The 12,078-nt window shown below is 60.2% G+C and carries 13 protein-coding genes; 5 read left to right on the top strand and 8 right to left on the bottom strand.

Going from position 1 to position 12,078, the window contains the following annotated elements; genetic code table 11:
- Positions 1 to 80 precede the first annotated feature (80 nt).
- The 8 genes from rsmG to rpmH all read right to left on the bottom strand — a co-directional run bounded on the left by rsmG (position 81) and on the right by rpmH (position 7,308).
- Complete coding sequence (rsmG, locus tag ACYQ3S_RS05660) at positions 81 to 785, bottom strand: 16S rRNA (guanine(527)-N(7))-methyltransferase RsmG (protein WP_459687722.1); 705 nt, start codon at positions 783 to 785, stop codon at positions 81 to 83.
- Positions 782 to 2,665, bottom strand: a complete 1,884-nt coding sequence (mnmG, locus tag ACYQ3S_RS05655) for a tRNA uridine-5-carboxymethylaminomethyl(34) synthesis enzyme MnmG (protein WP_459687721.1) — start codon at positions 2,663 to 2,665, stop codon at positions 782 to 784. Before mnmG ends, rsmG begins: the two co-directional genes overlap by 4 nt.
- Positions 2,666 to 2,923: 258 nt before the next feature.
- Positions 2,924 to 4,285, bottom strand: coding sequence for a tRNA uridine-5-carboxymethylaminomethyl(34) synthesis GTPase MnmE (gene mnmE, locus ACYQ3S_RS05650; RefSeq protein ID WP_459687720.1), 1,362 nt, complete (start codon positions 4,283 to 4,285; stop codon positions 2,924 to 2,926).
- A 21-nt stretch (positions 4,286 to 4,306) separates the two neighbouring features.
- Entirely contained in the window at positions 4,307 to 5,263 is a 957-nt protein-coding gene (gene jag / locus ACYQ3S_RS05645; RefSeq protein WP_459687719.1) for an RNA-binding cell elongation regulator Jag/EloR, read from the bottom strand.
- 3 nt (positions 5,264 to 5,266) lie between these two features.
- Positions 5,267 to 6,241: a YidC/Oxa1 family membrane protein insertase gene (locus ACYQ3S_RS05640; protein WP_459687718.1), complete on the bottom strand. Its 975-nt coding sequence runs from the start codon at positions 6,239 to 6,241 to the stop codon at positions 5,267 to 5,269.
- A 118-nt stretch (positions 6,242 to 6,359) separates the two neighbouring features.
- Positions 6,360 to 6,572 (bottom strand): membrane protein insertion efficiency factor YidD, encoded by a 213-nt coding sequence (gene yidD / locus ACYQ3S_RS05635; protein ID WP_054326591.1) that lies wholly within the window; start codon positions 6,570 to 6,572, stop codon positions 6,360 to 6,362.
- Positions 6,569 to 6,913 carry a ribonuclease P protein component gene (rnpA, locus tag ACYQ3S_RS05630; RefSeq protein WP_459687717.1) on the bottom strand — a complete coding sequence of 115 codons (345 nt, stop codon included), beginning with the start codon at positions 6,911 to 6,913 and terminating at the stop codon, positions 6,569 to 6,571. The genes yidD and rnpA overlap by 4 nt, the downstream gene beginning before the upstream one ends.
- A 260-nt stretch (positions 6,914 to 7,173) precedes the next feature.
- On the bottom strand, positions 7,174 to 7,308 hold the full coding sequence (gene rpmH, locus ACYQ3S_RS05625) for a 50S ribosomal protein L34 (protein ID WP_054326593.1): 135 nt from the start codon (positions 7,306 to 7,308) through the stop codon (positions 7,174 to 7,176).
- Between the two features lie 310 nt (positions 7,309 to 7,618).
- Between rpmH and dnaA the strand changes: the two genes are divergently transcribed.
- From dnaA to recF, 5 genes are all read left to right on the top strand, one after another.
- Positions 7,619 to 8,899 carry a chromosomal replication initiator protein DnaA gene (gene dnaA / locus ACYQ3S_RS05620; RefSeq protein ID WP_459687716.1) on the top strand — a complete coding sequence of 427 codons (1,281 nt, stop codon included), beginning with the start codon at positions 7,619 to 7,621 and terminating at the stop codon, positions 8,897 to 8,899.
- A 228-nt stretch (positions 8,900 to 9,127) separates the two neighbouring features.
- Entirely contained in the window at positions 9,128 to 10,237 is a 1,110-nt protein-coding gene (gene dnaN, locus ACYQ3S_RS05615; RefSeq protein ID WP_459687715.1) for a DNA polymerase III subunit beta, read from the top strand.
- Positions 10,230 to 10,472, top strand: coding sequence for an RNA-binding S4 domain-containing protein (locus ACYQ3S_RS05610; RefSeq protein WP_459687714.1), 243 nt, complete (start codon positions 10,230 to 10,232; stop codon positions 10,470 to 10,472). Before dnaN ends, ACYQ3S_RS05610 begins: the two co-directional genes overlap by 8 nt.
- Complete coding sequence (locus tag ACYQ3S_RS05605; protein ID WP_459687713.1) at positions 10,456 to 10,980, top strand: hypothetical protein; 525 nt, start codon at positions 10,456 to 10,458, stop codon at positions 10,978 to 10,980. The genes ACYQ3S_RS05610 and ACYQ3S_RS05605 overlap by 17 nt, the downstream gene beginning before the upstream one ends.
- The gene (gene recF, locus ACYQ3S_RS05600) at positions 10,977 to 12,077 is read left to right on the top strand and encodes a DNA replication/repair protein RecF (RefSeq protein WP_459687712.1); all 1,101 of its coding nucleotides are present in this window, start codon (positions 10,977 to 10,979) and stop codon (positions 12,075 to 12,077) included. Before ACYQ3S_RS05605 ends, recF begins: the two co-directional genes overlap by 4 nt.
- Position 12,078 lies beyond the last annotated feature (1 nt).

Raw genomic sequence — 12,078 nt, 5'->3', positions numbered from 1 at the left:
CAGAAAACACACATTTCCGTGCATTTTCGGACAAAAAATAACCCTCTGTTATTTCTCAACAGAGGGTTTACATTTTGTAATTACAGGGGGTCGGTCTGTATTTTTTTGAAGCGGCGGGGATAACGGTCGGGCGTATCCTCGCGCTTCTGCAGGCGGACCAGCGTGCGCTCTACTCCGGCATGCGGCACGGTATAGTGCAGCAGCTCGGCGGCGGGCGCGCCGAGTACAGCGAACGCATGCGCGGCCGAACCGACCTCGTCCATGCAGTCCGCGGCTTTCATGGCATAGAACGCGCCGCCCACCCTGACCATCGGCAGGACCAGCTCGCACAACACGCGCAGCTCGGCAACCGCGCGCGCGACCGCAACGTCGAACGCGGCGCGATGCGCTTTGGCGAACTCCTCCGCACGCGCGTGAACAGCGGTGCAGTTGGACAGGCCGAGCGTCGCGATCGTCTCCTGCAGGAAGTCGACGCGCTTGCGCTGCGCGTCCAACAGGGTAAACGCGGTATCCGGACAGAGGATGGCGAGCGGCACGCCCGGGAAGCCCGCGCCCGTACCGACATCCAGCACGGTCCGGCCAGCCGACAGATGGGGCGCGAGCACCGCACAGTCAAGGAAGTGCCGCGTCACGACCTCCGTGGGATCGGTCACCGCGGTCAGGTTCATCACCCGATTCTTCTCCAGCAGAAGATCGGAAAAGCGCAGCAATTTTTCCACAGCCTGTGGAGAAAAAGAAAGGGAAAGCTGCTTTAGTCCGTCCTCCAACAGCATGCGCTCGTTCATGCGTTTCCTCCTTTCCACCGTGTTTCCATGTAGATCATCAGCGCCGTAATATCCGCGGGCGAAACACCCGATATCCGCGCGGCCTGTCCGAAGTTGAGCGGCTTGACCGCGTTCAGCTTTTGCCGCGCCTCCAGGCGGATTGAATCAATCGCGCTGTAATCCAGCTCGGGCGGCAGCGGACGGCTCTGCAGCTTACGGTACTGCTCCACGTCGCGTTCCTGACGGTCGATATAGCCCGCGTATTTGATGCGGATCTCGACCTGCTCCCGAATGACCGCCGGCAGCGCCGGCCGGTCGGGGTCGAACGGCGCCAGGTCTGCATAACTCAGCTCGGGGCGGCGCAGCAGGTCGATCAGCTTGCAGCCCGCCTTGAGCGGCGCACTGTTCTTCCCCGCGAGGAAGCCGTTGACCGCATCCGTCACCGGCACGCCCACCGACGCCACACGGCTGATCTCCTGCTGTACCTGCTCATATTTGCGCTGCACGCGCGCGCCGCGTTCCGGCGGGTTCAGCCCCACGCGCACGCCGATGGGTACCAGGCGTTCGTCCGCGTTGTCCTGCCGCAGCAGCAAGCGGTATTCCGAGCGCGAGGTCATCATCCGGTACGGCTCGTTCGTGCCGCGCGTCACCAGGTCGTCGATCAGCGTGCCGATATAACCGTCCGCGCGGTCGAGGATGAGCGGTTCCTCCCCCTTGAGGCGCAGCGCGGCGTTGATGCCCGCGACCAAACCCTGCGCGGCGGCCTCCTCATAGCCGGAGGAACCGCAGAACTGCCCTGCGCCATACAAGCCTCTGATTTTTTTCGTTTCCAGCGTGGGGCGCAGCTCCAACGGGTCAACGCAGTCATATTCAATGGCATAAGCCGGCCGCATGATCTCGGCGTGCTCTAGACCCTTGACCGTATGCAGCATATCGCGCTGCACGTCGAACGGCATGGAGGAGGAAAAGCCCTGCACATAGATCTCCTCTGTCTCAAGCCCCATCGGCTCTAAAAAAAGCTGGTGGCGCGGCTTATCCGCGAAGCGGACGACCTTGTCCTCGATCGACGGGCAGTAACGCGGGCCGACCCCCTCGATCCTGCCGCCGTACAGCGGCGAGCGGTCCAGGTTCGCGCGGATGATCTCATGCGTCCTGCCGGTCGTATAGGTCAGGTAACAGACCGCCCGATTTTCCGGCGGCCGTTCGGTATCGAACGAAAAGGGGATGATCTCCTCCTCCCCCCTCTGCAGCTCCAAGCCGGAAAGGTCGATCGAACGGCGGTGGATGCGCGGCGGCGTGCCGGTCTTGAAGCGCTGCAGCCGCAGGCCGAGCGCGCGCAGCGACTCGGTCAGCGGGCCTGCCGCCGCCATCCCGTCCGGTCCGCTTTCCCGCGTGTAGTCCCCGATAATGATACGGCCGCCCAGAAAGGTGCCGGTTGCGATAATGACCGCCCTGACCGGATGGCGCGCGCCGATCGCGGTCGTGACCGCGCTGACCGCGCCGTTTTCGGTTTCCACCGAAACGACTTCGTCCTGCATGAGCTGCAGGCCCTCCTGCTGTTCGAGCGCATGCTTCATATACGTTCTGTATTGTACGCGGTCGGCCTGCGCGCGCAGCGAATGCACCGCCGGCCCTTTCCCGCGGTTGAGCATGCGGTACTGGATGCAGGCCGCGTCGGCCGCGCGCGCCATCTCGCCGCCCAGCGCGTCGATCTCGCGCACCAGATGTCCCTTTGCCGTGCCGCCGATCGCCGGATTGCAGGGCATATTGCCGACCGCGTCCAGGTTGATCGTAAAGCAGGCGGTCTTCATGCCAAGGCGCGCCGCCGCCAGCGCGGCTTCGATCCCCGCATGCCCCGCCCCGACCACGGCAACGTCGAACGGCTCAGACAAAAAAAGCATGACGCACAATCCTCCTTTTCTGACCGGATGGTCCTATAATATACAGCAAAGTGTCCGTATTTCTGTGTTTTATTTTGTGCATAGCTGTTGATAACTCTGTGTAAACTTGGGATAACTTCTGCCAAATGTGGATTCTGTTAAATACATAATATTATTTTTATATTATAATATACAGATCGTATTCTCTTATAGAAAGCGGCAAACGCAAACAGGGCCGCTGCCGAAGCAGCGGCCCTGCATTTCCATCGGGCGGCCGGTTTATTTACCGACACAAAAATCGCTGAAGATGCGCGAGACGACAGCCTCGGTCACGGTTTCGCCGGTGATCTCACCCAGCGCGGCAATCGCGCCCTCCGCGTCCATCACAACGGCGTCGGGCGTCATTCCGGACTGGGCGGCGTACAACGCGGCCTCGCACCGCTCCGCGGCGCGGGCCAGCGCGGCGGCCTGGCGGGAATTGGTAATCAGTGCGCCGTCAAACGCGCCGTCGCCAAAGCCGACCGTTCTGGGGATCAGGTCGAGCAGCCGCTGCAGGCCCTCCCCCGTCTTGGCGGACAGGGGTACGATATGCAGGAAATGCTTTTTCAGCAGCTTTTCCTCCAGCCGGCGCGGCAAGTCGTCCTTATTGACCACCGCGATCGCCCGATGCCCCGCGGAACGCGCGAGCACCAGCATATCCTCGTCCCCCAGCGGGCGGGAGCCGTCGAACACCGCAAGGATCAGAGCGGACGCCGAAGCCTCCGCCATCGCGCGGTCGATGCCCGCCTGCTCGATGGGATCGTTCGTATCCCGCAGGCCGGCCGTATCGGTCACGCGCAGCAAAAGCTGGCCCACCTTGACGTTCTCCTCGATCAGGTCGCGCGTTGTGCCGGGGATATCGGTCACGATCGCGCGCTCCCGTCCCAGCAGCGCGTTGAGCAGCGTGGACTTGCCCGCGTTCGGCCGCCCCAGGATCACACAGGGGATGCCCTCCCGCAGGATACGCCCGCGCTCATAGCTTTCCGCCATGCTGTACAGGCGGCTGGTCGTGCGGTGGAGCAGCGCGGCCGCGTCCTCGAACAGCACGGGGTCGATATCCTCATCCGGAAAATCCACCACCGCGTGGAAATGCGCGACCATGCCGATCAGCTCGCCCCGCATCTCCTGCACCGGCGAGCCGACCGCGCCCATGACCTGCGCGGCCGCATTCTGCGCAGCCTCGGCCGTGCGCGCGGTAATCAGGTCGTGAACCGCCTCGGCCTCGGAAAGACCCATCTTGCCGTTGAGGAAGGCCCGTCGGGTGAACTCGCCCGCCTCCGCTTGGCGGACGCCCTGCGCGAACAGGGCATCCAGCCCAAGCTGGAGCACCGCGGTCGAACCGTGGCACTGTAATTCGGCCATAGGCTCGCCGGTATAGGTGTGCGGCGCGTGCAGCGCAACCGCAAAGCAGCAGTCGACGACCTTGCCATTCTTATCCCGCAGCGTGCCGTAAACCAGCTTCTGCGAGGGCGCTGTGGTCAGGCTTTTCCCGTTTTTCGCATCAAAAACCGCGGCGACCGCTTCAATCGCCCGTTCGCCCGATACCCGAATCAATCCGATCGGACCGCCTGCGGATGAAATGGCGGCAATGGTATCGTTCATCAATGCTATCCCCCACGAAAATCAGTGATGCGGGCGATAGCTGCTGTCAGGCGCGATCACCACGCGGCGGCCGGGCTCGGTGCCGGTCGAATAGGTCGTCACGCCGTTGAAATCCTGCAGCGCGGCATGGATAATGCGGCGCTCGTAGGGGTTCATCGGCTCGAGCGTCATCGAACGATGGGACTTGACGACCTTCATCGCCATTTTGCGCGCCAGGCGTTCCAGGCTTTCCATCCGCTTGACGCGGTAATTCTCGGTATCCACGGACAGGCGGACATGCTCGTCCAGCGCGTTGTTCAGCACCAGCGAGCCAAGGTACTGGATCGCGTCCAGCGTATCCCCGCGGCGGCCGATGACCGGACCCATATCCGGTCCGGAAATCTCAATGCGGAGCTGGTCGCACTCGACCTGCGGCAGGATGGTGACCTTGCCCTCCACGCCCATTTTTTCCAGCAGTCCGGTGACGAAATCCGTCGCCAGGACCTCGGCCTTTTTCATGCATTCCTCGGAAACCGGAATCAGCTCGCGCTCTTTGGGAACGGACGGCGTGATGGGCCGCTCCTCGCGCGGGCGGCGCTCCCGACGCTCGCGGCGCGGACGGTCCCCGCGCTCGCGGCGTTCGCGGCGCGGCGGGCGCTCCACCTCCAGCTTTTCCGGCACGAAGTCCGCGGGCGCGGCCTTGACCAGACGGGGCGTATCGTCATCCGTGGTGATGGAGAGCTTTTTCGGCTTTTCCGGCTTCTCTTCCTTTTTCTTTTCCACAGGGGTGTGGACAGGTTCGGCCGACTTTACCGGCTCGTCCGGCACCTCATAGGTCACGCGGACGCGGGCCGGCGTCGCGCCGATGCCCAAAAAGCCCTTTTTGCCGTTATCCAGCACTTCTACCGAAACGTCGTCCCGATCCAGGCCGAGCTGCTTCAAAGCGGCCTGGATCGCAGCGTCGCGGGTCTCCCCGGTCGTTTCAATGAATTTCTGCATGGTTTATTTGTCCCCCTTTTTCTTTTTGGCTTCCAGGGACTGCTGCCGCTGCGCTTCCCGATTGGCGATGCGCTTGGCTTCCTTGGCGGCCTCGATGCGCGCGGCTTCCTCCGCCTCTTTCTTTTCGCGCTTGCCGCGCAGGTACTTGGTCAGGATAATCTCCTGCACGCAGGAGAACACGTTGTTGAAAATCCAGTAGATGCCGATGGCGCCCGGCAGGATAAAGCCGAAATACAGCGACATCAGCGGCATCAGCAGGTTGAGCATCTTCATCTGGCCGGCGGCGGCGCTGCTCGGCATGCTCTGCATCTTCTGCATGACATAGCTGGACAGGAACGCGGTCGCGCCCGACAGGATCGGGATGATCCAGATAAAGCCGGGATGGGTGATGGACGGCGTCTGCGCCAGGTTCAGGCCGAGGAAATGGAAATCGATATTGAGCAGCTCGCCCATACCGTCCGTAATTTTGGTGATGGCCTCGGGCCAGACGTTGCCCGCGCTCTGGAACATATCGCCCAGCTTCTCGGCAATCGTGATCTGGCCGTAATAGCCGGCGGTCGCAATATCCACGCCAACCTCATTGGCCAGTTTCGCGATAACCTCGTCGCTGAAGCCCATCATGAACTTAAGCGGCTGCTGCACCGCGTAGTACAGGCCCATCATGATCGGCAGCGGGATGAACTGCGGCAGACAGCCCGACATGGGATTGACGCCGTGCTTGTCATACAGCTTCTGCATCTCGTCGTTGAGCTTGACGCGGTTGTTGGCGTACTTTTTCTGAAGCTGCTGCAGCTCCGCGTTGAGCGCGCTCATTGCGAGCATACTCTTTTTGCCCTTAACGGCAAGCGGTATGCAGATCAGCTTGACGAGCAGCGCGAACAGGATAACGGCAAGGCCGTACGACCCGACCGCCTTGAAGATTGCCAGCAGGATCAGGCCGAGTGGCCTGACGATAATAAGACCGAATGCTTCTCCCATTATAATCCTCCCGTAATCCGGCGGGGACGGCCGCCACCGCCGGAAGGAAATTCAATTTTTCTCGCGCGCCGCAGCGCGCGGAGGATGGAAAACGGCCGCGCCGCCCCCCTTTCCCCCTTTACGGCACCGGATCGTATGGACCCCGTTTGGAAAACGGATGGCACCGCATAATCCGCTTGAAAGCCAGCCAGCCGCCTTTGAGCGCGCCGTATTTTTCAATCGCCTCGATCGCATACTGCGAGCAGGTCGGGATATAACGGCAGCAGGGCGGTCTGGCGGGCGAAATATGCCGGCGGTAAAAGCGGATCGCCGCCAGCATAAAGCGTTTCAAGACCGTGCTGCGGCGGACGGGTTCTCGCGGAGCGCCCGCAGCAGCGATTTTTCGATTTCCAAATAGGTCGCGCCCACCGCGCGGCTGCGCGCGACAAGCACGATGTCGATTCCCCTTGCAAATTCATTTTCATGCAAGCGGTAGGCCTCCCGAAACAGCCGCTTGACGCGGTTGCGCTGCACGGCCTTGCCCAGCTTTGCGCTGACGGTCAGGCCGAGCCGGTTACAGCCCAGCTTGTTTTTGCGACAGTACAGCACCAGATGCCTGCCCGCGGACGATGCGCCGCGGTGGTACAGCCGCCGGAATTCATGGTTTTCCTTTAAGGATATCGTATTTTTCATTTTTGAAACCCCTCGTTTTTCCGATGCCCCTGAAAAACGAATCTCTTTGCATCTAAGTACACTGCAAAGCTGGCGGACGCCTCTTTTCCGCTCCGGCGGGCGCCGCCCAAACGATCTGCGCCGGTTTTCCGCTAAGAAAAAACGAACCGCTTACAGCATAAGCGGCTCGTTACGAACACTTCCGCGCCGCAGGCGCGATGAAAATAGAAAAGCAGGCTTTTCATCAAAACCCGCATGGAAGCTGCAGCTTCCAGTCAAGCTTACGCAGTGAGCTTGGCGCGGCCCTTCGCGCGGCGGCGGGCCAGCACCTTGCGGCCGTTCGACGTGCGCATGCGCTTGCGGAAACCATGCTCCTTGGAGCGCTGACGCTTCTTGGGCTGATACGTTCTCTTCATACTTCGAGCACCTCCCTGTTTGATGGATTTACGGATGGGCACCGGCATAGGTCCGGCGCATGACGCGGGCGTATGCCGCTGCCTGTCCGCAGAATATGAGACAATAATTATTATCTTATAAAAAGCGCCGAATGTCAAGGTTTTTTTATGTTTTCAGCCGCTTATCAACATCTTGGGGATTGGTAAAAAAACAGCACAATAATTGGGGTGGCAACAACGGCGGGAAGTTTGTTTTATCAACAATTTGCGTTGAATCCGCCGCCCGATTATGCTATTATAGAATTGTATTTATATCGACAGGAGGCGCCCCATGGCCAACAATATACTGGAAATGGCGCTCGAACGGCTGGAGCCTAATTTTTCACCGTCCACCATTTCCGCCTGGTTTGACGATGTCACGGTTGTTTCTTTTGCGGACAACCGTTTGATTTTGCATTCCCCTGTACAATTCAAAAAGGAGATCATCGAGCAGCGGTTCATCGACCCGCTGCAGAACGTCCTGCAGGAGCTTCTCGGCGACCCGATCTCGGTTGTGGTCGTAACCGGCGAATACACCGCGCCGACCGCCAGCTCCTCCCCTTACGACGATTATACCTTCGAGCGGTTCATCGTCGGCTCGTCGAACAAGTTCGCGCACGCGGCCGCGCTGTCGGTATCCCAGCATCCCGCGGCGGAAAACAACCCGCTTTTCATCTACGGCAACTCCGGCCTGGGCAAGACCCACCTGATGTACGCGATTGCAAACGTCATCCGCAAAACCCATCCGGAATTTCGCATCATCTATGTCAAGGGCGAGGACTTCACCAACGAGCTGATCACCGCCATACAGGAGGGCAACGTGCAGGCCTTCCGCAACAAATACCGCGTGGTAGACCTGCTGCTGCTGGACGACGTGCAGTTCATCGCCGGCAAGGAGCGCACGCAGGAGGAGTTTTTCCATACCTTCAACGCGCTGTACGAGGCGAAAAAGCAGATCGTCCTGACCTCCGACCGCCCTCCTAAGGAGATCAACACCCTGGAGGACCGCATGAAGACCCGATTCGAGTGGGGCCTGCTGGCCGATATCCAGCCGCCCGACTTTGAAACGCGCATCGCCATCATCCGCGACAAGGCCGGCAAAATGGGCGTGGCCCTGCCGGACAATGTTTCCACCTACATCGCGGAAAACATCCAGGCAAACATCCGGCAGCTTGAGGGCGCGGTCAAAAAAATCAAGGCCATGCACGAGCTGATGGACGAGGCGATCACCATTGAGCTGGCGGAAAACGCGATCGACGCGCTGCGCACGGAAAACCCCGGCCTCAACCCCACGCCCGAGCGCATCATGGAAGCGGTCGCCAATTATTTTTACATACCGGTCGAGCAGATGATCTCGCAGAACCGCTCCAAGGACGTCGCCTATCCCCGCCAGATGGCCATGTACATGATCCGGCAGGAGCTGGAATATTCCTTCCCCGATATCGCCAAAATATTCAAACGCGACCATACCACGGTCATGCACGCGTGCAACAAAATCGAGGAGGAACGCAAAAATTCCCGCGAAACCGAGGACGTCATCAAAAAGCTGCACAACAACATCCGCGGGGAATAGGATTTTCCACAATTCCCTGTGGATTGCACAGCCCAAACCCTGTGGAAAAAAATACGGCACCCGCCGACTGTGGACGACAAAAAAACAATCCACAGCCCGCTGTGTACGTCATTTCCCGCAGAAAATCTCGCTGTACACCGTTTTTCCCCAATTTCCCCAGCCTCTACTACGACGATAAAAACCTTTCCTGTTTTTTTGTCAGATTTCCGAAAGAAAGAAGAATGCCCAATGAAATTTTCCTGTGAAAAAGAAACCCTGCTCAGCCTGATCGGCACCGCCTCCCGCGCGGTCACGGGAAAGAGCGCCATGCCGCTGCTGGAAGGACTGCTGATCGACGCCGCGCCCAATTCGCTCACCCTGACCGGCTACGACCTGTCCATGGGAATCCGCACCACGGCCGAGGCCGACGTGATCGAATCCGGAAGTATCGTCCTCAACGCGCGCCTGTTTTACGATATCGTGCGCAAGCTGCCGCAGGACACGGTTTACCTGGAAACCGACGACAAGCTGCTGACCACCATCAAATGCGGCCGCGCGGTGTTTAACCTGATCGCGACCGAGGCGGACGAATATCCCGCGCTGGCCGAGGTGTCGAGCGAAACCGGCTTCTCTCTGCCCCAGTCCATGCTCAAAAGCATGATCGCGCAGACCATCTTTTCGGTTTCGGATAACGAATCCAAGCCCATCCATACCGGCTGCCTGTTCGAGCTGGAGGGCAATCGCCTGAACGTGGTCGCGGTGGACGGGTACCGCCTTTCCGTGCGCCGCGAAACCGTGGAGGGCATTTCCGGGGACATGAAATTCGTCGTACCCGGCTCCTCCCTGCGCGAAATCGAGCGCATCCTCACCGAGGAGGAGGGGGACGTCGAAATCTTTCCGGACCGGAAAAACATCCTGTTCCGCATCGGCGGCACCACGCTCATCACCCGCCTGATCGACGGCGAGTTCCTCAACTACCGCGCCGCGATACCGGCCGAGTTCGAGCATGTGGTAAAGGCCGACCGGCATGAGCTGATTACCTGCATCGAGCGCGTGTCGCTGATTGTTTCCGAAAAGCTGAAAAATCCGGTGCGCTTCCACTTTGACGGCTCGTATGTACAGATGTCGTGCATCACCGCGGTCGGCAAGAGCTATGACGAATGCGCGTTCGACGGGACGATCGACGATCTGGAAATCGGCTTTAATAACCGCTATGTGCTGGACGCGCTGCGCGCCGCGGGAGACGATACCGTGCTGCTGCAGCTCAAAGGCCCGCTCAATCCGGTCGTCGTTTCCCCGCTGGAGGGGGACAAATACACCTATCTTGTGCTGCCGGTGAGGCTGAAAGCCAATGACTGAAATCAGGATTGACACGGAATACATCAAGCTGGACGCGCTGCTCAAATTCGCGAACCTGACCGCCTCCGGCGGGGAGGCAAAGCTCCGCATCGCGGCCGGCGAGGTACAGGTGAACGGGCAGCCCTGCGCCATGCGCGGGAAAAAGCTGCGATCGGGCGACACGGTGACGCTGGACGGCGAAACCGTTGTGATACGGACCGAACAGGAGGGAACAGGCAATGGAGATCAACTATAACCAGGATGAAGCGCTGCTCCGCCGGTTCTATGAAAAGATTTATCCGTCGCTGCCGCTTTACCGGACGCGCAGCCGGTCCTCGCTGCTCAAAGCGGGGATTATGGTGCTGGCGCTGGTGCTCGCCTATCTGCCGACCCGATTCGTGCTGTTCCTTGTTGGAATTGCGGCCGTGCTGTTCTGGTGGCTGCGCAACACGTTCGGCGGCATGAACGGCAGGAGGGTGGATAAGATCCTCAAATACTATCGGGAAGAATTCGGCAAGGAAAGCGTCCCCTGCACGGTCTGCTGCAGCGATAAGGAGGTCACGGTCGGCAACGACGGCCTGGTCCGCGACTATTTCCTGCCTTATGACGAGATCACGGGCGCGGTATACGACAGCGAGATCTTCTGCTTTACGACTAAGGACAACGCCTATTATTTCCCGCTTTCCGCCATTCCGGACGGCAAGGACGCGCTGCTCGATCTGCTGCAGAGGAAAAACCCCTCCATCCAGGTGAGCGCGCTTTGAACGTTCACACGCTTGCGCTGGAAAATTTCCGCAATTATGAAAAGGCGCGTTTTGCTTTCGACCCGTCGGTCAACCTGGTCTGCGGCGAGAACGGGCAGGGCAAGACCAACCTGCTCGAAGCGGTGGCGGCCTGCTCGACCATGCGCCTGTTCCGCACGGCGCAGAAAAAAGAAGGCCTGCGCTTTGAGGCCGACCATGCGTTCATCCGCGCGGATTTTGCGGCGCACGATCGGGATTTTACCGTAGAGCTGCGCCTTTCGCGCGCCAAAAGCATGGAAATTTACAAAAACGGGGTGCGGCAGAAGCGCCAGGCGGATATGCAGGGGCTTTTGAAAACCGTTTTATTTTGTCCGGAGGATTTGATGCTGGTGCGCGCGGGCGCGGGCGCGCGGCGGCGCTTCCTGGATGTGGCGCTGTGCCAGCTTCGGCCCAATTACGCGCGCTATCTGGAGGAATACAACCGCCTGCACGACCACAAGACGCGCATCCTGCGCGACAGCGAGGAAAAACCCTCTCTGCTGAACCTGTGGGAGGATTTCTCGCTCCGCATGGCGTACTTCGGCGCACGGATCATCCGTTACCGCGCGTATTACTGCCGCAGGCTGCTGGAAGCGGCGGCGGCCGTCTACGCCGATATCGCGCCGCAGGAGGCGCTTTCCGGCGCGTATCAGACGGTTTCCTCGGTCACCGACCCGTTCGCGGACGCAAAGCAGATCGAGCAGCAGCTTGCCGCGCATGTTTACGCCCACCGCTCCGCGGAGCTGGCGGCGAAAAGCTGCCTGTCCGGCCCGCATAAGGACGACCTGACGCTCCTGCTGAACGGCCGCAGCGCGGCCGCGTTCGGCTCGCAGGGGCAGGTGCGGACGTGTACGCTTTCCCTCAAGCTCGCCGAGCGCGAGCTGTTCTTTCAGGAGGACGGGGAGTACCCCGTGCTCCTGCTCGACGACGTGCTTTCCGAGCTGGACCGCCGGCGGCAGGATTTTGTCCTCAACCGCATCGCGGACGGGCAGGTGATGATTACCTGCTGCGAGGACGGGATATCGGACAAGCTGCGCGCCGGCGCGGTTTTCCATATAAAAAACGGTAAAATTATTTGAC

Source organism: Agathobaculum sp. TL06 (assembly GCF_054658635.1).
This window is presented reverse-complemented; position numbering and strand designations above follow the sequence as displayed.